This is a genomic window from Lacinutrix sp. Bg11-31 (genome assembly GCF_002831665.1).
GTDB lineage: Bacteria > Bacteroidota > Bacteroidia > Flavobacteriales > Flavobacteriaceae > Lacinutrix.
On sequence record NZ_CP025118.1, the window covers coordinates 1,674,785 to 1,697,020 of the forward strand.

Annotated in this window: 21 protein-coding genes and 1 rRNA gene; 10 read left to right on the forward strand and 12 right to left on the reverse strand. The window is 32.9% G+C overall.

Annotated elements, in window-relative coordinates; genetic code table 11:
* Positions 1 to 4: 4 nt before the first annotated feature.
* Positions 5 to 1,525 (reverse strand): 16S ribosomal RNA (locus tag CW733_RS07485).
* An 860-nt stretch (positions 1,526 to 2,385) separates the two neighbouring features.
* Between CW733_RS07485 and thrS the strand changes: the two genes are divergently transcribed.
* The 5 genes from thrS to CW733_RS07510 all read left to right on the forward strand — a co-directional run bounded on the left by thrS (position 2,386) and on the right by CW733_RS07510 (position 6,644).
* Positions 2,386 to 4,320, forward strand: coding sequence for a threonine--tRNA ligase (gene thrS / locus CW733_RS07490; protein WP_100996605.1), 1,935 nt, complete (start codon positions 2,386 to 2,388; stop codon positions 4,318 to 4,320).
* 71 nt (positions 4,321 to 4,391) lie between these two features.
* Positions 4,392 to 4,901, forward strand: a complete 510-nt coding sequence (infC, locus tag CW733_RS07495; RefSeq protein ID WP_255411496.1) for a translation initiation factor IF-3 — start codon at positions 4,392 to 4,394, stop codon at positions 4,899 to 4,901.
* 107 nt (positions 4,902 to 5,008) lie between these two features.
* Positions 5,009 to 5,206, forward strand: a complete 198-nt coding sequence (rpmI, locus tag CW733_RS07500) for a 50S ribosomal protein L35 (protein WP_055435293.1) — start codon at positions 5,009 to 5,011, stop codon at positions 5,204 to 5,206.
* Positions 5,207 to 5,314: 108 nt separating this feature from the next.
* Positions 5,315 to 5,659, forward strand: a complete 345-nt coding sequence (gene rplT / locus CW733_RS07505; RefSeq protein WP_055446578.1) for a 50S ribosomal protein L20 — start codon at positions 5,315 to 5,317, stop codon at positions 5,657 to 5,659.
* A gap of 163 nt (positions 5,660 to 5,822) precedes the next feature.
* Positions 5,823 to 6,644: an HAD family hydrolase gene (locus CW733_RS07510; RefSeq protein WP_100996607.1), complete on the forward strand. Its 822-nt coding sequence runs from the start codon at positions 5,823 to 5,825 to the stop codon at positions 6,642 to 6,644.
* Here the strand turns inward: CW733_RS07510 and CW733_RS07515 are convergent.
* The 9 genes from CW733_RS07515 to tgt form a co-directional block, all read right to left on the reverse strand.
* Positions 6,631 to 7,698, reverse strand: a complete 1,068-nt coding sequence (locus tag CW733_RS07515) for an adenylate/guanylate cyclase domain-containing protein (protein ID WP_100996608.1) — start codon at positions 7,696 to 7,698, stop codon at positions 6,631 to 6,633. The two genes, CW733_RS07510 and CW733_RS07515, sit on opposite strands and share 14 nt — an antisense overlap.
* Positions 7,699 to 7,704: 6 nt before the next feature.
* Positions 7,705 to 7,974 (reverse strand): EF-hand domain-containing protein, encoded by a 270-nt coding sequence (locus tag CW733_RS07520; RefSeq protein ID WP_100996609.1) that lies wholly within the window; start codon positions 7,972 to 7,974, stop codon positions 7,705 to 7,707.
* Between the two features lie 170 nt (positions 7,975 to 8,144).
* Positions 8,145 to 9,401 (reverse strand): asparagine synthetase B, encoded by a 1,257-nt coding sequence (locus CW733_RS07525; RefSeq protein ID WP_198520119.1) that lies wholly within the window; start codon positions 9,399 to 9,401, stop codon positions 8,145 to 8,147.
* Positions 9,402 to 9,513: 112 nt separating this feature from the next.
* Positions 9,514 to 10,542: an AI-2E family transporter gene (locus CW733_RS07530; RefSeq protein ID WP_100996611.1), complete on the reverse strand. Its 1,029-nt coding sequence runs from the start codon at positions 10,540 to 10,542 to the stop codon at positions 9,514 to 9,516.
* A 91-nt stretch (positions 10,543 to 10,633) separates the two neighbouring features.
* Positions 10,634 to 12,169, reverse strand: coding sequence for a replicative DNA helicase (dnaB, locus tag CW733_RS07535; protein WP_100996612.1), 1,536 nt, complete (start codon positions 12,167 to 12,169; stop codon positions 10,634 to 10,636).
* Between the two features lie 168 nt (positions 12,170 to 12,337).
* The gene (locus CW733_RS07540; protein WP_100996613.1) at positions 12,338 to 13,291 is read right to left on the reverse strand and encodes an acetyl-CoA carboxylase carboxyltransferase subunit alpha; all 954 of its coding nucleotides are present in this window, start codon (positions 13,289 to 13,291) and stop codon (positions 12,338 to 12,340) included.
* A 39-nt stretch (positions 13,292 to 13,330) separates the two neighbouring features.
* Complete coding sequence (locus CW733_RS07545) at positions 13,331 to 14,245, reverse strand: DMT family transporter (RefSeq protein WP_100996614.1); 915 nt, start codon at positions 14,243 to 14,245, stop codon at positions 13,331 to 13,333.
* Positions 14,232 to 15,305, reverse strand: a complete 1,074-nt coding sequence (locus tag CW733_RS07550) for an LptF/LptG family permease (protein WP_100996615.1) — start codon at positions 15,303 to 15,305, stop codon at positions 14,232 to 14,234. The genes CW733_RS07545 and CW733_RS07550 overlap by 14 nt, the downstream gene beginning before the upstream one ends.
* A gap of 105 nt (positions 15,306 to 15,410) precedes the next feature.
* Positions 15,411 to 16,541 carry a tRNA guanosine(34) transglycosylase Tgt gene (gene tgt, locus CW733_RS07555; RefSeq protein WP_100996616.1) on the reverse strand — a complete coding sequence of 377 codons (1,131 nt, stop codon included), beginning with the start codon at positions 16,539 to 16,541 and terminating at the stop codon, positions 15,411 to 15,413.
* Positions 16,542 to 16,907: 366 nt separating this feature from the next.
* On the opposite strand from tgt, the gene CW733_RS07560 reads away from it, so the two are divergent.
* The 3 genes from CW733_RS07560 to CW733_RS07570 all read left to right on the forward strand — a co-directional run bounded on the left by CW733_RS07560 (position 16,908) and on the right by CW733_RS07570 (position 19,522).
* Positions 16,908 to 17,753 carry a transketolase gene (locus tag CW733_RS07560; RefSeq protein ID WP_100996617.1) on the forward strand — a complete coding sequence of 282 codons (846 nt, stop codon included), beginning with the start codon at positions 16,908 to 16,910 and terminating at the stop codon, positions 17,751 to 17,753.
* Between the two features lie 23 nt (positions 17,754 to 17,776).
* On the forward strand, positions 17,777 to 18,730 hold the full coding sequence (locus tag CW733_RS07565) for a transketolase family protein (RefSeq protein ID WP_100996618.1): 954 nt from the start codon (positions 17,777 to 17,779) through the stop codon (positions 18,728 to 18,730).
* A gap of 153 nt (positions 18,731 to 18,883) precedes the next feature.
* On the forward strand, positions 18,884 to 19,522 hold the full coding sequence (locus CW733_RS07570; protein WP_100996619.1) for an outer membrane beta-barrel protein: 639 nt from the start codon (positions 18,884 to 18,886) through the stop codon (positions 19,520 to 19,522).
* Positions 19,523 to 19,587: 65 nt separating this feature from the next.
* On the opposite strand, the gene CW733_RS07575 is transcribed toward CW733_RS07570, so the two are convergent.
* Positions 19,588 to 20,697: an FKBP-type peptidyl-prolyl cis-trans isomerase gene (locus CW733_RS07575; RefSeq protein ID WP_100996620.1), complete on the reverse strand. Its 1,110-nt coding sequence runs from the start codon at positions 20,695 to 20,697 to the stop codon at positions 19,588 to 19,590.
* 79 nt (positions 20,698 to 20,776) lie between these two features.
* Between CW733_RS07575 and CW733_RS07580 the strand changes: the two genes are divergently transcribed.
* Together CW733_RS07580 and CW733_RS07585 are read left to right on the forward strand one after the other, a co-directional pair.
* Complete coding sequence (locus tag CW733_RS07580; RefSeq protein ID WP_100996621.1) at positions 20,777 to 21,154, forward strand: RNA-binding S4 domain-containing protein; 378 nt, start codon at positions 20,777 to 20,779, stop codon at positions 21,152 to 21,154.
* 27 nt (positions 21,155 to 21,181) lie between these two features.
* Complete coding sequence (locus tag CW733_RS07585; RefSeq protein WP_100996622.1) at positions 21,182 to 21,685, forward strand: phosphoribosyltransferase family protein; 504 nt, start codon at positions 21,182 to 21,184, stop codon at positions 21,683 to 21,685.
* Here CW733_RS07585 and CW733_RS07590 read toward each other — a convergent pair.
* Positions 21,677 to 22,195 carry a shikimate kinase gene (locus tag CW733_RS07590; protein ID WP_100996623.1) on the reverse strand — a complete coding sequence of 173 codons (519 nt, stop codon included), beginning with the start codon at positions 22,193 to 22,195 and terminating at the stop codon, positions 21,677 to 21,679. The genes CW733_RS07585 and CW733_RS07590 overlap by 9 nt on opposite strands.
* Positions 22,196 to 22,236: the final 41 nt, after the last annotated feature.

The following is a 22,236-nucleotide window of genomic DNA, read 5'->3' on the forward strand; positions in this document are numbered from 1 at the left end:
CTAGAAAGGAGGTGTTCCAGCCGCACCTTCCGGTACGGCTACCTTGTTACGACTTAGCCCTAGTTACCGATTTTACCCTAGGCCGCTCCTTACGGTGACGGACTTCAGGCACTCCCAGCTTCCATGGCTTGACGGGCGGTGTGTACAAGGCCCGGGAACGTATTCACCGCATCATGGCTGATATGCGATTACTAGCGATTCCAGCTTCACGGAGTCGAGTTGCAGACTCCGATCCGAACTGTGATAGGGTTTGAAGATTCGCTCCTGGTCGCCCAGTGGCTGCTCTCTGTCCCTACCATTGTAGCACGTGTGTAGCCCAGGACGTAAGGGCCGTGATGATTTGACGTCATCCCCACCTTCCTCACAGTTTGCACTGGCAGTCTTGTTAGAGTTCCCGACATGACTCGCTGGCAACTAACAACAGGGGTTGCGCTCGTTATAGGACTTAACCTGACACCTCACGGCACGAGCTGACGACAACCATGCAGCACCTTGTAATGTGTCCGAAGAAAAAACTATCTCTAGTCCTGTCACACTACATTTAAGCCCTGGTAAGGTTCCTCGCGTATCATCGAATTAAACCACATGCTCCACCGCTTGTGCGGGCCCCCGTCAATTCCTTTGAGTTTCATTCTTGCGAACGTACTCCCCAGGTGGGTCACTTATCACTTTCGCTTAGCCACTCAAACCGAAGTTCGAACAGCTAGTGACCATCGTTTACGGCGTGGACTACCAGGGTATCTAATCCTGTTCGCTCCCCACGCTTTCGTCCATCAGTGTCAGTTGATTATTAGTAATCTGCCTTCGCAATTGGTATTCTATGTAATATCTATGCATTTCACCGCTACACTACATATTCTAACTACTTCATAATAACTCAAGATAACCAGTATCAAAGGCAATTCTACAGTTGAGCTGCAGGATTTCACCTCTGACTTAATTATCCACCTACGGACCCTTTAAACCCAATGATTCCGGATAACGCTTGGATCCTCCGTATTACCGCGGCTGCTGGCACGGAGTTAGCCGATCCTTATTCTTACAGTACCGTCAAGCTCTCTACTCGAGAGAGTGTTTCTTCCTGTATAAAAGCAGTTTACAACCCATAGGGCAGTCATCCTGCACGCGGCATGGCTGGATCAGAGTTGCCTCCATTGTCCAATATTCCTCACTGCTGCCTCCCGTAGGAGTCTGGTCCGTGTCTCAGTACCAGTGTGGGGGATCCCCCTCTCAGGGCCCCTATCTATCGTAGCCATGGTGTGCCGTTACCACACCATCTAGCTAATAGAACGCATAGTCATCTTATACCGTAATCTTTAATGATATCTTGATGCCAAGTCATCATACTATAAGGCATTAATCTTCGTTTCCAAAGGCTATTCCTTAGTATAAGGTAGATTCTATACGCGTTACGCACCCGTGCGCCGGTCGTCAGCAAAAGCAAGCTTCTCTGTTACCCCTCGACTTGCATGTGTTAAGCCTGCCGCTAGCGTTCATCCTGAGCCAGGATCAAACTCTTCATCGTTAAATTTTTAAGTGTTTCCACTAATATGCTTAACAACCAAAGAAATTAAATTAGTACTCGAATGGTTTATTCTCTTGTTTGTTTACAACCGTTTCCAGTTATAAACTTACGCTGTCAATTCAATATGTTTATGAACTTGTATTCTTATTTTTAATTTGCTAAATAAGTAAATTACTTAGCGGGCTGCAAATGTAAAACCCTTTTTGTTTCTGTGCAATGTTTTTTTTGTTTTTCTTTTAAAAAATATTAAAGCTTTAACACTCTAAAAAAACACTGAATTTCACTGAACTTTTTTGCTCTAAATTTTGACGTTTTAAGCGGCTGCAAATATACAAACCTTTTTTAATATAAAAAGCTTTTTTTGAAGTTTTTTATATTTTTATTTTTCGTCTTGTTTAGGAACTTCGCTTTTTACCTTATCGTTTTGACTGCGGCGCTAAGCGGCTGCAAATGTACAACCGTTTTTTACTTACACAAGCTTTATTTTAATGTTTTTTAGTTTTAATTTTTGGAATGCGTTTTAAAGTCTTCTAATCAGTTAGTTGTAGTGCTATTTTTTTTGCTGTATTTTTATCTTGATTGTCCTTATTATATATACCTTATTTAGTGTTGTTTTTGAAGCCTAACTTCTATCCTATTATTAGTAGTAGTTTACCTTCTCTAAAATAGATTAGAAGTTAGCCTTACAAATACAGCGTTAGGGATTGAAACGGCATCCTTTTTTATCTTTTAGAAAAAAGATATAGTGAAAAGCTCGACCTTTAGGTAACGCCCAAATAGTTAATAGTGATAATTTACATATATGTATTGCTTGTGTCTTTATAACCTATTATCTTTGTTAACTGAATTTAAACTTATATATGATACAAATTACTTTACCTGATGGGAGTGTTAAATCGTTAGAAACGAATTCGACTCCTATGGATGTTGCAAAAAGCATAAGCGAAGGATTTGCAAGAAATGTTATTTCTGCAAGTTTTAATGGAGAAACGGTTGAAACAGTTACTCCTTTAACAACGGATGGCTCTATAGTATTATATACCTGGAATAATGATGAAGGTAAAACTGCTTTTTGGCATTCTAGTGCTCATGTTTTGGCGCAAGCTATACAAGAATTATATCCAAATGCAAAATTGACTATTGGCCCTGCTATTGATCGTGGTTTTTATTATGATGTAGATTTTGGTGATGCTGTTTTATCCGACAAAGACTTTAAGACGATTGAAAACAAAATGTTGGAGATTGCTCGTGGAAAACATGATTTTAAAATGAGAAGTACTTCTAAGGCTGAGGCTTTAGAGTTTTATAAGGATAATTCGTTTAAGACGGAGTTGATTAAAAATCTAGAGGATGGTACTATTACTTTTTGCGACCACTCTACGTTTACAGATTTATGTCGTGGTGGACATATTCCAAATACTGGAATAATTAAGGCGCCTAAAATACTATCTGTAGCTGGAGCTTATTGGAGAGGAGACGAAACTAAGCAACAATTAACGCGTATTTATGGTATTACATTTCCGAAACAAAAGGAATTAACTGAGTATTTAGCTTTATTAAAAGAGGCTAAAAAACGTGACCATAGAAAACTTGGTAAAGAGTTAGAATTGTTTACATTTTCGCAAAAAGTGGGTGCTGGTTTACCTCTATGGTTACCAAAAGGTGCTGCTCTACGCGAGCGTTTAGAAAACTTTTTAAAAGCTGCACAAAAAAAAGCGGGTTACGAAATGGTAATGACTCCACATATTGGACAAAAGGAACTTTATGTTACTTCTGGCCATTATGCTAAATATGGTGAGGATAGTTTTCAAGCAATAAAAACACCGAAAGAGGATGAAGAATTTTTGTTAAAACCGATGAATTGCCCACACCATTGTGAAATATACAACGCAATGCAATGGTCTTACAAAGATTTACCTAAAAGATTTGCTGAATTTGGTACTGTATATAGATACGAACAAAGTGGTGAATTACATGGTTTAACTCGTGTTCGTGGTTTTACGCAAGATGATGCACATATATTTTGTACTCCAAACCAATTAGATCAAGAGTTCAAAAATGTTATAGATTTAGTTCTTTATGTTTTTGGTTCTTTAGGATTTGAAAACTTTACAGCACAAGTTTCTTTAAGAGACCCTAAGACTCCTGAAAAATATATTGGTAGTCTTGAAAATTGGGAGAAAGCTGAACAGGCTATTATTAGTGCAGCGAAAGATAAAAATTTAAATTATGTTATAGAAACTGGCGAAGCTGCGTTTTATGGTCCTAAGTTAGACTTTATGGTTAAAGATGCTTTAGGTAGAAAATGGCAACTTGGTACAATACAGGTTGATTATAATTTACCTGAACGTTTTGAATTGACTTATAAAGGAAGTGATAACGAATTACATAGACCTATAATGATACACCGTGCTCCTTTTGGGAGTATGGAACGTTTTATAGCAATTTTATTAGAACATACTGGTGGGAATTTTCCGCTTTGGTTGATGCCAAATCAAGTTTCTATATTAACTCTTAGTGAGAAATATGAAAAATACGGTGAAAAAGTTTTAAATTTGCTAGAAAAACACGAAATTCGCGCACTTGTAGATAATAGAAGTGAGACTATTGGTAAGAAAATTAGGGAGGCAGAAATGAAGAAGACGCCTTATATGATTATCATAGGAGAGAATGAGGAGAATGAAAACAAGATATCTGTAAGACAACATGGAGGAGAAGATTTAGGCACGATAAGTGTAGAAGAGTTCTCAGAGATTGTTACTATAGAAATAAATAAGACATTGAAACAATTTTAAATATAACGTTTAACTAAAAATATAAAGTCATAGCAATACGTAGAAAAAGATCGAGAGGCCCTTTAAGAGTCATTAAAGAAGACCAACACAGAATAAACTCAAAAATTAGAGCAGAAAAAGTGCGTCTAGTTGGAGAGAACATCGAAGTTGGTATTTACACAACTAAGGAAGCTTTAGCCATGGCTGAAGAACAAGAATTTGATTTGGTGGAGATTTCACCAAAAGCAGATCCTCCTGTGTGTAAAATTATGGACTACAAGAAGTTTCTTTACGAACAAAAGAAACGTGATAAGGCTTTAAAAAGTAAAGCAACGAAAGTTATTATTAAAGAAATTCGTTTTGGTCCACAAACTGATGATCATGATTATCAGTTTAAAAGGAAACACGCTGAAAAGTTTTTAAAGGAAGGTGCTAAATTAAAAGCATTTGTATTCTTTAAAGGACGTTCTATTGTGTTTAAAGAGCAAGGTCAAATTTTATTATTGCGTTTAGCGCAAGACCTAGAAGAACTTGGTAAAGTTGAACAAATGCCAAGGTTGGAAGGAAAAAGAATGACTATGTTTATTGCTCCTAAAAAGTAAACTTTTATTTGCTTGCAAATGAAGATTTAGAATTAAAGGAAGAGATGCTGAAATAAGTTCAGCAGTAAAGATATTATAAGTGAAATAATTAAAAACTAGGAAACAAGATGCCTAAAATGAAAACAAAATCTAGTGCTAAAAAGCGTTTTAAGCTTACAGGTACTGGTAAAATTAAAAGAAAGCACGCGTTTAAGAGTCACATCTTAACAAAGAAGTCTAAGAAACGTAAGCTTAAATTAACTCATGATGGTTTAGTACATAAAGCCGATGAGAACAATATTAAAGTAATGCTACGTTTAAAGTAACATTACCTTAATAGGTTACAAATTATTTATAAACCCTGGAGTTAGGCAAACTCAGATTTAAAACAAGTGTCAAATTATTGACCGCCTGCTACAAAACACATTTAAATTATGCCAAGATCAGTAAATTCTGTTGCCAAAAGAGCCAGAAGAAAAAAAGTGCTTAAACAAGCAAAAGGTTACTTCGGACGTCGTAAAAACGTTTGGACAGTAGCAAAAAATGCGGTTGACAAAGCGATGCAATATTCGTACAGAGACCGTAGAGTAAAAAAGAGAACATTTCGTGCATTATGGATCACGCGTATTAACGCTGGAGCTCGTTTACACGGTATGTCTTATTCACAATTTATGGGAAAAGTAAAAGCTAACAATATCGAATTAAACCGTAAGGTTTTAGCCGATTTAGCAATGAATCACCCAGGTGCTTTTGAAGCAATCGTGAACAAAATTAAATAAGGGCATTTTGCCAATTGAATAATATCATTTCACTTATATGATAGAGAGTCCGATTCGAAAGAATCGGACTTTTTTTGTATATAACATTTACGTTAACTTAATGTTATTGCTAAGTTTATTTTACTAATACTAATTACCTTTGACCTAAAAGAAACGCAATAGTATGGATTTATCTAAAGTGAAATTAATTGCCACAGATATGGATGGTACATTACTTAATTCTAAGCATGAAGTAAGTGATGATTTTTTTGAATTATTTAACCAAATAAAATCACATGGTATTTTATTTGTTGCAGCTAGTGGACGACCGTATTATAGTATGATAGATAAGCTCTCTAAAATTAAAGATGATATTATTATCGTCTCTGAAAATGGTGGACTTGGCATAAAAAATGAAGAATTATTTTTATCTAACCCTATTGATGGAGACAACTTTAAAGAAATATATGATTTAGCTTCTGGTATAAAAGATGCACACGCTGTATTTTGTGCTAGAAATAAAGCATATGTTTTAAGTGATTCGCAAAAGCTATTAGAATTACTTAAAGAATACTACCCGAAATATAATGTCGTTTCTAATCCTTTACAGATTACGGAACCTATTTATAAGGTTGCTTTATTTCATGAAGTAAGCTCTGAGCGTTTTATTTATCCATTTGTGAAACACATTGAAAAACGTTTTAAAGTAAAAGTTAGCGCAAACCATTGGGTTGATATCTCTGAAAACAAAGCTAATAAAGGCCATGCGATTTCACTTATTCAAGAAAATTATAATATTACTACTGCGGAAACAATGGTGTTTGGTGATTATAAAAATGATATCGAAATGCTAAAATTGGCTAAGTTTAGCTTCGCTATGCAAAATGCGCACCCAGATGTTAAAGCTGTAGCTAATTTTGAAACTAAAAGTAACGATGAAAATGGTGTTGAATATATATTAAAACAAACTATTGAAGCTAAAAAGGCTGCTATTAAAACATTCTAATCGCTGAGATTTTAAATTTTTCTTCTTTTCCTTTTAACTCAATATCTCCAATAAACTCTGTAGTATATTTAGTTGATAATGTTAAATCTTCGATTAGTAGGTTTGAACACAATAGCAACTCGTTGTATTTATTGCACTCTCCTTGTATTCTTGCCGAAGTATTAATAACATCTCCATGATACGCAATTTCTTTTTTAACTGTACCTACTTCTGTTACTATTAATTTACCTCCATGTAAACCTGCTTTAAATACAGGAACGAGATTGTACTTAGACATATAGTATTTTTGCTTTTTTAGAATACGGTTTTGAAAATGAAAAAATAGATTAACACAGTTGTTGTTATTAATTCCTGTTTTATATTTCCAACTAAGTACAGCTTCATCGCCAACATATTGGTATATTTCTGCATCGTATTTGGTTACAATTCTATTTAAATCGTAGAAGCAATCTTGAATTAACTCACTGTAGTGGTAATGCCCAATTTGCTCAGCTATGGTTGTTGATGCTTGTAAATCTAAGAACATAAAAATACGCTTCTCCTCTCTTGGCTTTCTATACTTACCAATTAGAAAGTTAAAGAAAACTCCTCTACCAAATTTTTCGTTTGCAATTTTTATAAATGAAAAAATAATAGAACAGATTAAAAAATAGCCAACTGTAATCCAGAATATTTCACTTGTTTTCCACCAACCTTTATCTGTTGTCAACTCCAAATTCAACTCGTATTCTGCCAATGGAAACACATAATTTAAAGATAAAATTAGACCCATTAAATAGATGATTATTTTTTCGACCAAAACTAAGGCAAGAGATAAGTTTTTGGATAAGAACTTATCAAAGAGAAATTCTACTATGGCAAATATGGATCCAATTAAAGTTCCTAATAAAATTCCAAACCTTAATATATCTGATATATGATAATCTGTAGCAATATTTCCTTCTTCGGAACCTATAGCATAGTACCTTATATATATAAAAATACTAAAGGCAATTACCCAGAAAACAACTGTTTGTATTAATAAACGTAAAAATTGTAAAATGTAATTATTCACTTTTATTTAATTAGAAATTTCGTCTATTGCTGCTTTAAATTCTTCCCAGTTTATTGAATGGTCTCCATCTTTATCGTAACCTTCTATTAATTTAGAGCTTACCATCCCACGAATAAATCCACTGATTTCTGCTTCTTTAAGTAAGTTTTTAATTTCAGATTTTGAGAGCTTGCCATCTCCATTCTCATCGAAAAAACGAAAAGCTTCTTCTGGAGTTCTAAAATGGTTGGTTATTAATATTTGAATTTTTTTTAAAATATCGTCTTTTGCTGACATTGCTTAATATTTAAGTATTACTGTAATTTGAATTAAGAAACTATGTTTGGGATATTGCGTTAAGGATGGAGGCATTGTTGGAGCTCTCCAGACTTTTTGTCTGGAAGCGACTGCCGAGAGCCTGACCGAAACATGCTTTTGAGGCATGTTTTGGTAACGTCTAAAATAATTTAAGTCTTCTGCTTTTTCTTTTTAGCCGCAGGAAATAACACATTATTAAGTATTAATCTATAACCTGGAGACGTTGGATGCAGGTCTAATTCTGTTTTAGGATCACCAACTTTATGCGTATAATCTTCAGGATCGTGACCTCCATAAAAGGTAAAAAAGCCTTTTCCTTTAATACCATGTATGTATTTTGCTTCTCCATTGGTTCTATTTTCTCCCATTACAAGCACGTTACTTTTAATTTGCTCTCTAGTAAAAGAGGTTGTTTGTCCCATAAAGCCTTTTACTAAAGCTGTGTGGTTTTGGCATAACATGGTTGGGATTGGATCCCATTTTGCTGAGAAATCCATTAGTGTAAAATAATCTGTTTGTTTAGGGATTTTTCGTTTTGAAGTCATATCTATACTAGAAAACTCATAAACCATTGGACTGCGCTCTAATGTATAATCTTTAAAAGCGAAGGTTTTATGGTATTGTATTTTGGATTGGTAATTGGCATCGCTTGCATCTCCATCGAACATTGGCTCGCAGATGTCGGCACCTTCGGCAGATAATGCGATATCGAAACTGTCTGTGGCACTGCACATAGCAAACATAAACCCTCCACCTACAACATAGTCTCTAATTTTAAGAGCGACATCTCTTTTTTCGTTAGATACTTTGTTATATCCTAATTTTGTTGCTAGAGCCTCGGCTAATTGTTTTTCTTCTATATACCAAGCTGCTGTCCTGTATCGTGCATAGAATTTGCCAAACTGTCCTGTAAAATCTTCATGATGCAGGTGTAACCAATCGTAGAGAATAAGTTCATCTTTTAATACGTCTTCATCATAAATGGTTTCGTATGGTATTTCGGCATAAGTTAATACCATTGTCACTGCATCATCCCAAGGCAATTTACCTTTTGGAGTGTAAACTGCAATTTTTGGTGCTTTTTCTAAAACTACAGCTTCCATATTTTTGCTTGGACTGCTAATGTCTTTAAGAATACTTTCTGCATTATCATTACTTAACACCTCGAAACTTACGCCTCTAATTTTACATTCTTTTCGAATTTCGTCTGTGTCTGGCAATAAAAAAGAACCACCTCTATAGTTTAATAGCCATTTTACTTTTATATCTTTTGCTAACGTCCAATAGGTAATTCCATATGCTTTTAGGTGATTTTCTTGTGTTTCGGAATCCATTGGCACCAATATATATGATGCATAACTTTGGCTTGTTAATAGGAAAATTAATATGAATAGTATTTTTCTCATTGTCTTGTTTCTAATTATTTCAAAAAAGGATTAGTATTGAAATAATCCTCTTGAAAGATAATCAAAAATTATTCCTTTTTAGAAATGGTATTACAGAAATGGTAAAAATTAATTAAGCCGAAATAAGCTTAGCCACTTCTCTTGTACTAGGAAATTGCTCAAGAATAATTTTTAAGCATACAGTAACAGGAATGGCCATTATTAAACCTGGAACTCCCCAAATAAATCCCCAAAACATTAAGGCTACAAGAACTGTTATAACGTTTATAGAAAAAGATTTTCCCATAAATATGGGTTCTAATATAGAGCCATATAATACTTGTGTTCCTGCAATTGCAATAATAAAAAATAGTAATGCACTGGACGCTTCTAATTCTACAAATGCAAAGACAGAAAGTAATATAACCGTAATAAAAGAACCTACCATTTGTACAAAATTGATCAAGAATGCAAATAATCCCCAAAAAATAGGAAAGCTAACATCGAAGAAATAACATGCTAAACCTGTAAACAAGCCTGTAAGAAAGCTAACAAGTACTTTTACTTTAATAAATTTTATTAAATCGTTTTCAATTTTAATAAACGTTTTTATAGATTGGTGTCTTTTCTTTAATATGGTTTTGTTTAGAAGGTTTTCAATATTTATCGATTCAGCTAACCAAAGTACTACAAAGAAAACCGTCATTAACAAGGCTGTAAGCGCCTTACTAATAACGCTTAGCGTGTTACCGAAATTTTTAAAAATAGCATCTTTATTTAAAAAACGCGATAGTTTTGCGTTGTCATCTTTAATTGTATCTGTACCAAAAACAGATTCTACATCGTAAACTAAATCATTTACTTTAGTTTGTGCTTTTAGAAAGAAAGCAGAATCGCTTTCCATTATTTGCTTACTCGATAACTTTACCAACTCTACTCCTAGCTTTACACCAAGAATTATTATTAATAATACTATACAAATACTAATTATTTTATGCACACCTCTACGTTTTAGAAAACGCATTAATGGTAAAAACAACAATGCTATAAACATTGAGAAAAACAACGGAATAAATATAAACGACAATACTTTAAGTAAATAAAATATTATTGGTATTACTATAATTAACAGTAAGTAGTTTGTTGTACGGACTTTATCCATTATTGTTACACTTGTTTATGTAAAGATAATTTAATGTAAACTTTTATTTATTGATTTTAACAGTAGATTAAGCTTTTAAAGCTTAAATATTTTAAAATGGCACCTCATCATCCGGAGCTCCAAAGGCATCTTCTGGTGATGCTGTAAAATTATCTGTTTTAAAAGTGTCATCGTTTGATGCAGCATTCATTTTACTGTGAAATTCTTGCCCAGATGAAAAAGGTGTATCGAAATCATCTAAATTATCGAACTTACCTAAGTTTCCAATAAACTTTAAACGAATACTATCTAGCCCACCATTTCTATGTTTAGCAACAATAAACTCACCTTGTCCAGCAGTTGGAGATTGATCGTCGTCATCCCATTCATCAATTTTATAATATTCTGGTCTGTAAATAAACGATACAATATCTGCATCTTGCTCGATGGCTCCAGATTCACGTAAATCTGAAAGTAAAGGTCTTTTACTTCCTCCACGTGTCTCTACAGCACGCGATAATTGTGATAGTGCAATTACAGGCACTTCTAATTCTTTTGCTAATGCTTTTAAGTTTCTAGAAATAGTAGATATTTCTTGCTCTCTGTTTCCTCCACTACCTGCAGCTGTCATAAGCTGTAAGTAATCAATCATTATCATTTTAATGCCATGCTGAGATGCTAGACGTCTTGCTTTTGCACGTAAATCGAAAATTGAAAGTGATGGTGTGTCATCAATAAATAAAGGTGCTTTTTCAAGTGCTTTTACCTTAACATTTAATTGTTCCCACTCATGTTTTTCTAATTTTCCTGTTCTTAATTTCTCAGATGACAAACCTGTTTCACTAGAAATTAGTCTTGTAATTAACTGTACAGATGCCATCTCTAAAGAGAAAAAAGCTACAGGAATATTATGCATTACAGCTATATTTCTAGCCATTGTTAAAGTAAAGGCTGTTTTCCCCATACCTGGACGTGCTGCAACGATAATTAAATCACTTGGTTGCCATCCTGATGTTAGTTTATCTAGCTTATCGAAACCAGAAGGAACACCACTCATTCCGTCTTTTTTCGAAATTTCTTCAATTTTCTTTTTGGCTTGTATTACTAAATCTTGAGCTGTTTCACTTGATTTTTTAATATTACCTTGGGTTACTTCATATAACTTAGATTCAGCAGTATCTAATAAATCGAAAACATCTTGAGTTTCATCGTAAGCTGTTTCTATAATTTCGCTTGAAATTCTAATTAAGCTTCGCTGAATAAATTTTTGTAAAATTATACGTGCATGAAACTCAATATGTGCAGAAGATGATACTTTTTGGGTTAGCGAAATAAGGTAAAAATCACCTCCTGATAAATCTAACTTAGCATTAGTTTTTAATTGCGTAGAAACGGTTAATAAGTCAATTGGTTGACTCTCTTGAAACAACATAAAGATGGCTTCAAAAATATGCTGATGCGCTTCTTTATAGAAAGCATCTGGGCTTAAAATATCGATTACCTCATCGACACCTTTTTTATCAATCATCATCGCTCCAAGCACAACCTCTTCTAAATCAATAGCTTGCGGTGGTATTTTCCCTTTTTCAAGAGAGATAATTGTACTTTTATCTACTTTGTATCCAGATACGTTTTGTGGTTGCTTCATCTTAAGCGAATGTAAAACAATTGTTACGAGAATGTGGTTTTTAAGACTGTTGAATCTTAACACCTCATTAACAATTGAACTGTTAATAAGTCAATAATATTGTTAATAAGCATAAAAAAATCTGAAAGGTCAACTTTCAGATTTTAATATTTTAAGTATTTATTACTGTTAGCCTTTATAAACTCCCATTTGAGAATATTTATCCATACGTTGAGCAACTAAATCTTTTGGTGATAAGTTTTTAAACTCATCGTAAGATTTTTCTATAGCTATTTTTACAGTTGCAAAGGTTTTTTCTCTATTGCTATGAGCTCCTCCTAAAGGTTCTTTAATAATTTCATCAACTATCTTCATTTTTTTCATGTCGTTAGCAGTTAATTTTAAAGCTTCGGCAGCTTGTTCTTTATACTCCCAACTTCTCCATAAAATTGAAGAACAAGATTCTGGAGAGATTACAGAATACCATGTGTTTTCTAACATTAGCACCTTATCTCCTACTCCTATACCTAATGCTCCACCAGAAGCACCTTCACCAATTACAATAGTAATTATTGGTACTTTAAGGCGTGTCATTTCAAGAATATTTCTAGCAATAGCTTCTCCTTGACCACGTTCTTCTGCTTCTAATCCAGGATATGCTCCAGGAGTATCCAGAAGTGTAATTACAGGGATACCAAATTTTTCTGCAGATTTCATTAAGCGTAATGCTTTACGATAACCTTCAGGATTTGCCATTCCAAAATTTCTATATTGTCTTGTTTTGGTATTGTACCCTTTTTGTTGACCAATGATCATGTAACTTTGGTCTCCAATTTTACCTAAACCACCAATCATGGCTTTATCGTCTTTAAAATTACGATCTCCATGTAACTCTAAAAAAGAGTCTCCACATAAAGCTTTAATGTAATCTAAAGTATATGGTCTGTTTGGATGACGCGACATTTGTACACGTTGCCATGGTGTTAAGTTCTTGTAGATGTCCTTTTTAGTAGCAACAAGCTTTTTCTCTATCTGTTTACAAGTTTCTGTAACATCTACATCGCTTTCTGCACCAATAACTTGACATTTAGTTAATTGGTCTTCTAGTTCTTTTATTGGTAATTCAAATTCTAAATATTCCATTGAGAATTGTATTAATAATTTCTTAGTTAGTTTACAAAATTACACAATTTTTTGGTTTTGTGTCTTCTTATTTTTAAAGGCTTTTGTGTTTTTTATTATCCCATTTAATATTACAGTAGTCAATATTATTAATGCTCCATAATAAAATGAAGGTGACATGGTTTCTGTTAACGGAAATATAATAAGTGCCAAAACAACACCATAAATAGGTTCTAAATTATAGGTAAGCACTACTGTATATGGGCTAATTTGCTTCATTACATATACTGATGCGATAAATGCATAAGCAGTACAAATGGTTGCTAAAATTAATAGATATATAAAATCTTCAAGACTTAATTTGAAGTATTCTGCAGAAAAACCATCTCCAAATAGTAGTATAAACAGTGAAATAAAAATAACACCTGCAATAAACTCGTAAAATGAAATTTTTGTAGCTGAATCTTTTTCAAGAAACTTACCATTTAATACTGCAAATAATGATGAAAAAAAGGCAGATAAAATACCCAATAATATTCCTGTAATATGCTTCATTTCTGTTTGTAAAATGATTGCAATTCCTATAATTACTATAATTCCGAAGAGAATTTCGTACCAAATAACTTTACGTTTATAAACTATGGGCTCTATAAATGAAGCAAAAAATGCTCCTGTAGAAAACATAGCTAAAGCTATTGATATATTAGAAACATCGATCGCTCCAAAAAATGTAATCCAATGTAAAGCGATAATAATTCCTCCAACAGAAAACTTAAAAAGTGTTTTTCTATCTATTGAGATATCTACTTTTGCTACTTTTATATAAATAAGCATGAATATGGTAGCAATTACCATACGAAACCATACTAAAGAAACAGCTTCAATAGTAATAAGTTTTCCTAAAATAGCTGTAAAGCCAGCTATAAAGACTAAAAAATGTAAATGTAAATAGTTTTTAAGTTTATCGTTTAGCATTGTATAATAATATAACTGCTAAAATACCAAAAACTACGTTAGGAAACCAAACGGCTATTAATGGTGAGAAATCGGACTGCGCTGCCATAGTACCAAAGACTTTATCGAAGAACACAAAAATCATGGCAATAGTAATACCAAAAGCAAGATTTACGCCCATTCCACCTCTTCTTTTAATTGAGGACACAGCAACTGCTATAATTGTTAATATAAATACAGAAACAGGTAAACTCCATTTTCTATATAATTCTAATTTATAACGACCAATATTAGACGATCCTCTTTTTTCTTCGCGTGTAATAAAGCGGTTTAAATCTATATAATTAAGAGTTTCTGCAATATAATCGTCTGGTACTAAGTCTTCCAACTCGAAACTAAAAATAGTGTCTTTTTTTCTTTCAGTAACTAGAATATCATTTCCTTCTGTAATTGTACGTTTAAAATAATTACGCATTCTATAAATAGAATCTTCCTCTATATATCTTATGCTATTTGCATTAATTTTATAGATTAATTTATCTTCTTCAAAATGTTCAAGAGTAAAGTTTAAAGCCTGAGCTCTAGATGCATCAAAACTACTAACGTAAATAATTTCGTTATCATTAATCTGTTTAAACAGTTTTTGACTTTGAGTACTTTTTCTTCCTTTTAAGTATTTATACTGAAAATCGTTAAACCCTTTACTAGCATTTGGAGCTAGGTACAAGCCTAAAACAATAGAAATTAACCCAACTATAGTGGCACCTATTAAATAAGGTCTTAAAAATCTTGAAAATGAAACTCCCGAACTTAAAAAGGCAACTATCTCTGTATTATTTGCTAATTTTGAAGTAAACCAAATTACCGAAAGGAATAAAAACAAAGGAAATAATAGGTGAGCGAAGTAAACGGTAAAATCTAATAGATATAGCATTACTTCACCAAATGGCGCATTATTCTCTAAAATTTTTCCTATTTTTTCTGCAAGGTGAACTGTTATTCCAATAGGAATAAACAGTAATATCATCATTAAAAATGTGAGTAAATAGCGCTTTAATATGTACCAATCTAGTATTTTCATCCTCTTTTAACAATTCCTATCCTTAATCCTTTCCAAAGGAAAGGAAACTGTTGCTTATTTACTTTTTCTATTTTTTAGTTTCAATTTCGAGTTCAAATTCAATTTTTATAACCTTTTATCCATTTGTTTAACCATCATATCTTTCCAAGTTCTAAAATCTCCTGCCAAGATATGCTTTCTAGCTTCACGAACCAACCACATGTAAAAACCTAAATTATGAATAGTTGCTATTTGGGCTGCTAATCTTTCGTTTACAGTAAATAGATGTCTTACATAGGCCTTAGAATAATCTGTATCTACCCAAGTAATTGCCATTTCATCTAAAGCAGAAAAATCGTCTCTCCATTTTAAATTTTTAATATTTATGGAACCATGTGCTGTAAAAAGCATCCCATTTCTTGCGTTACGTGTTGGCATAACACAATCAAACATATCTACACCAAGTGCAATGTTCTCTAAAATGTTAATTGGTGTACCAACTCCCATTAAATAACGTGGTTTATCTTCTGGAAGTATTGCTGTTACTATTTCTGTCATCGCATACATTTCTTCTGCTGGTTCTCCAACAGATAATCCTCCAATAGCATTACCTACTGCTCCAGAATTTGCAATATATTCTGCAGATTGCACACGCAAATCTTTATAACAACTTCCTTGTACAATTGGAAAAAATGCTTGAGAATAATCGTATTTAAATGGTACTTTCTCTAAATGATTAATACAGCGATCTAACCATCTATGCGTCATCTTCATTGAGCGTTTTGCATAATTATAATCGCAAGGATATGGTGTACACTCATCGAAAGCCATAATAATATCTGCTCCAATGCTACGTTGAATTTCCATTACACTCTCTGGTGTAAATGTATGGTAACTACCATCGATATGAGATTTAAACTTTACGCCTTCTTCTTTAATTTTTCTATTAGCAGATAAAGAATAGACTTGGTAACCACCAGAATCTGTTAAAATATTACGGTCCCAATTCATAAATTTATGCAAACCTCCTGCTTTTTCTAAAACGTCTATTTGAGGTCTTAAATATAAATGATAGGTATTACCTAAAATAATATCTGGATTGATATCGTTTTTTAGCTCACGTTGGTGCACTCCCTTTACAGAAGCAACTGTACCAACTGGCATAAAAATTGGTGTTTCTATTACACCATGATCTGTAGTCAATACTCCTGCTCTTGCACTACTTTGTGCATCTTTACCTTTTAATTCGAATGTCATAATTTATGGAAATATTCAGCTGGTAAAGATAATTAACAAAATAACATAGCTTCTTAAACATTTAATAAAATTCTAAAAAGTTTCTATTACTTACAAAAATAAAATTAGTATCGTGGTTTAACTGTACTTTATAGGCAAGCGCGTTAGTGATAGTAGCGGAAAGCCCACAGCCTGACGTAGGAAGTGCGAGGACTTGTAGTGGATAGCGCGACCCTTGTGGTAACGCCCAAATAATTTTTATTATACACTAAAACTTTACAATTGTTAGCAAATTGTATTAATTCGTTAATAAGTGCACTAACTCTGTCTTTGTTTAGCTTCATAAAAAAAGTTATTTTTGATGCTTTATAAATCAAGCTAAAAATAATGGCAAACACACAACAATTAGAAGACATTACAACTCAAGTTCGTAGAGATATTTTACGAATGGTACACAAGGTGAATTCTGGACATCCAGGAGGTTCTTTAGGCTGCGCAGAATTTTTTGTTTCGCTTTACAACGAGATAATGGATAGAAAAGAAGGTTTTGACATGGATGGCATTGGTGAAGATTTATTTTTCCTTTCTAATGGTCATATTTCACCTGTTTACTATAGTGTTTTAGCTAGATGTGGTTATTTTCCAGTAGAAGAGTTAAATACTTTTAGACTATTAAACACACGTTTACAAGGACACCCAACAACTCACGAAGGATTACCAGGTATTCGTATTGCTTCAGGTTCTCTTGGACAAGGTATGAGTGTTGCTCTTGGTGCCGCACAAGCAAAAAAACTAAATGGTTGTAATCACTTAATTTATAGCTTACATGGAGATGGCGAATTACAAGAAGGCCAAAATTGGGAAGCTATTATGTATGCTGCAGGAAAAAATGTAGATAATATAATTGCTACAATAGATTTAAATGGTCAGCAAATTGATGGTTCGACAGATACTGTATTACCAATGGGTAGTATAAAAGGTAAATTTGAAGCTTTTGGTTGGACTGTTTTAGAAATTGAAGAAGGAAATAATATCGATGCTATTTTAAAAGGTATGGCAGAAGCAAAATCTTTAACTGGAAAAGGAAAACCTGTTTGCGTATTATTAAAAACAGTAATGGGTAATGGAATAGATTTTATGATGCATACGCATGCTTGGCATGGAAAAGCACCTAACGATGCCCAATTAGCTATTGGTTTAGCACAGAATGCTGAAACTTTAGGCGATTATTAATCCTTCAAATTAAGAGACAAAAGATGAAAACATACGAAAATCAAGGAAATAAGGATACACGCTCAGGATTTGGAGCAGGATTAACAGAATTAGGAAGAACAAACCCAAATGTAGTTGCACTTTGTGCAGATTTAATTGGCTCCCTTAAAATGGATCAATTTATAGAAGAAAACCCAGAACGCTTTTTCCAGATTGGAATTGCAGAAGCAAATATGATGTGTATTGCAGCCGGTTTAACTATTGGTGGCAAAATACCATTTACGGGAACTTTTGCAAACTTTTCTACTGGTCGTGTTTATGATCAAATTAGACAGAGTATTGCTTATTCTGATAAAAACGTGAAAATTTGCGCTTCGCACGCTGGTTTAACTTTAGGAGAAGATGGTGCAACACACCAAATTCTTGAAGATATTGGATTAATGAAAATGTTACCTGGAATGACTGTAATTAACACCTGTGATTACAACCAAACTAAGGCTGCTACTATAGCAATTGCAGACCATAAAGGTCCTGTGTATTTACGATTTGGAAGACCAAAAGTAGCAAACTTTACTCCTGTTGATCAGAAATTTGAAATCGGTAAAGCATTACATTTAATAGATGGTACAGATGTTACTATTGTTGCTACGGGACATTTAGTTTGGGAAGCACTAGAGGCTGCAAAATCTTTAAATGAAAAAGGCATTTCTGCCGAAGTTATAGATATTCATACTATTAAACCTTTAGATGCTAAAGCAATTATAGATTCTGTAAGTAAAACAAAATGTATTGTTACTGCCGAAGAACATAACCATTTAGGTGGTCTTGGAGAAAGTGTTGCAAGAGTTTTATCTCAACACAAACCAACACCTCAAGAATTTGTTGCTACTAACGATACTTTTGGTGAGTCTGGAACACCTGCTCAATTAATGGAAAAGTATGGTTTAAATGCCAATGCTATTATTAAGGCTTGTGAAAAAGTGGTAAAAAGAAAGTAGTATTCTTTAAAATAAAACATTCTTAAAAGGCTAAAAAATTAATTAATTTTTTAGCCTTTTTTTATTTATTACAATCTTAGAGTCAATTGTATAATAAAATATATTGGCATGATTTTCGTTTAAAGTTACAGTTCACATTAAAAAGCGACAATTATGAGAAATTTTGAAAATCTTCAGAATCACTTCATTAGTAAAAGTGATTTAAGTAAAAGAGTATGTTTATCTACCATCTTTATTCTGGCTATTGTTTTATCTGCAATTGCTCAAAACGGAAGCGGATTTGGAATTAAAGGTGGAATAAATTACAATGCTAATGGTGATTACTTTAATTCTATTAGTAACACTTTCGATGATCCAACACGAGCAATTGGCTATCACATTGGTGTTTTTGGTAAAATAGGAGACAAAGTGTACTTAAAACCAGAACTTATGTATACTAAAACTGGCAGTGAATATGATACTGGAGATTTTGAGCAAAAACGTATTGATGCTCCTATTTTAGTTGGTATTAAAGTTTTAGGACCGTTAAGTGTTTTTGCTGGTCCTGCGTTTCAATATATCTTAGATTCGGATTTTGACAGTGCACGTGTTAGCAATCTAGAGAATGATTTTACAGTAGGTCTAAACTTTGGAATTGGAATAAACTTTGACTCTATTGGAATAGATTTACGTTACGAACGTGGTTTTACGGATAATGAAGTAACTATTATTTCAAACAATTCTACAGTAAATATTGACAGATTAGACACAAGATCAAATCAATTAATATTAAGTCTTTCTATTGAATTATAAAACCTCTAAAACGTAAAAAGCCCAATTTAAATTTTAAATTGGGCTTTTTTTATGTATTTATTAAACTATTCTAATTCGGTAGTAATCGCAGAATTTAAGTAGTTAGGTAAAGAAACACCATTTACCATTGTTGCTGGCACTATTAAAGTGTGTAAAGTATATGTTCCATCCAGCTCTGCTTCAATTCTAATAAATATTTCATCTGAAGCGGCATTAGCTGTATAATAAGCTTGTGCATCTGCTTTAGTCATGAATTGGCTTGTACCATCATCTTCATATTCTTTTTGCTGCACTTCATCACTAGTTAATACACCATCTCCATCATCATCACTATCTATAAAATTCACAAATGAATCTCCATCTGTATCATCATCATCCTCTGTAAAATCACCATCTGGGTGCTCTAAATGTGAAGGTACTCCATCTGAATCGTAATCTGTATTACTTCTTGAAACCACTTTTAAATTAAAAAACAAAGGTGAATATTGAGGTATATCAGCAGTTGGCGGTAATGAAAAGTAGCCTAAACCTGAAGGCATAAATATTACTCCAATTCCATGGCCTTGATAACCTACAGATCCATCTCCATTTTCTGTATACCCTGTCGATGTTTTAAATTCAACTATTCCTTCTCTAAATCCAGCAACAACTCCTCCAACACTTCCTACTCCTGTAAGAATAAAAGGCTGTCCAGACTCTATACTAACTTGACTATCGAACACAGAACCGTCTACTATTGTTCCACTATAAGTCATAGCAGCAGCATCTAGTGTACTTATATTATCTCCTTCTCCTTCTCTAACTTTTAAAATGTACAGGTTATAATCTATATCATTTTCAGTTACTATTTTTATATCCAATCTTGGATAAACACCATCTGCTTGATTTAAATAATCGATAATTGGTGTTCTATCTTGAGTACCGTTATCTGTAGAAATAAGATCTAAAACTAAAGTAAACTCGTCGTTAGCTGGATTGGTATTATCGGTGAAATCAAAATCTTCATAGTTAAAGAAATGTGTTTCAAGATATGTTTGAATTTCTACCTCATTCTCGTCGTAAACCTCTTGTCTATCTCTTGGTGGAGTACTTTCAAATTCTGTCTCATCATCTTTACAAGAGAAAGCTATAAAAAACAACGATAAAGTTGGGATTAAAAATTTTCTTAAATTCATTTTTGCTTATTTTTGGGTGCAAGATAAACTATATAATAACTTTGCACAATATCATTAACGTAGAATTAAGTTAAATTATATGCGAATTGACAAGTATTTATGGTGTGTTAGATATTTCAAGACTAGAAATATAGCTACAACAGCATGTAAAAAAGGCCATATAAAGGTGAATGGCCAAGTTACAAAACCAAGTAGAGATGTTTATCCAACAGATAAAATTGAAATACGGAAGAATCAAATTAACTATACTGTTTCTATTTTAGATATACCTCCAAACCGTATTGGAGCTAAGTTAGTTGATATTTATAGGGTTGATACCACACCTAAATCTGCCTTTGAATCTCAGGAGTTACTTAAATTCGCAAAAGATTACTATAGAAAAAAAGGTACAGGAAGGCCGACTAAAAAGGACAGAAGAGATATTGATGACGTCTATAAAGAAAATGAAGAAGAATAATTATTCTTTCAATTAAAACAAAAGATTATGACTACTTTAAAAAATTGTATTCTTTCTCACGATGAGATAACCCATAAAATAAGAAGAATCGCTTATCAAATTTATGAAGCTAATAGTAATGAAACTGAAGTCATTTTAGCTGGAATAGACTCTAATGGTTACATTTTAGCTAAAAAACTAAAATCTGTTCTTAGTAGAATCTCTCCTATTAATCCAGTTTTATGTAAAGTAATAATTGATAAGAAAAACCCATTAGAGGCTATAAAAACATCAATCCCAGAAGAAGATTATAAAAATAAATCGATAATCCTTATTGACGATGTTTTAAACTCAGGGACAACATTAATTTACGGAGTTAAGCACTTTTTAGATGTACCATTAAAGAAATTTAAAACAGCTGTACTGGTTAATAGAAATCATAAAAAATATCCTGTTAAAGCAGATTTTAAAGGCATTTCTCTTTCTACATCATTAAATGAACATGTTGAAGTTATTTTAGAGGGTAAAAAGTTTGAAGTAAATTTAAAATAACTGAAGGATAATATCTTCTATTATATCTTCTACTTTTCCATTAGCATTTATTTTCACTTCTGACTTATTATAATAAAAAGCTCTTTCGAAAAGATGCTTCCCAATAAACTCTGTTAATAGCTCATCTGTTTTAATATGAGCTATTAATGGTCGTTTCGACTTTTCATTATTTAGCCTACTAACCAAAACAGGAGTACTAACGTTTAGGTATACGGTTTTTAAACTACTATTAGTTAACATACTTTCCATTGTGTCGTAATAGCACGGTGTTCCTCCTCCAAGTGAAATTATTGTACTATTAGATTCTTTAATTAAAGAATCTAAATATTCTTTTTCCTTCTTTCTAAAATACAATTCACCAGAATCGACAAAAATCTCTTTTATGCTTTTATTTTCTCCTTTTTCAATAACATTATCTAAATCTTTGAAGGTGTAATTCAATTTTTTTGCAAGCTCTACACCTATTTTAGACTTTCCAGATGCCATGTATCCAATTAAAACAATATTCATTTTATGTCTTATTATTTGATTATTAAATAAGTAGAATTCAA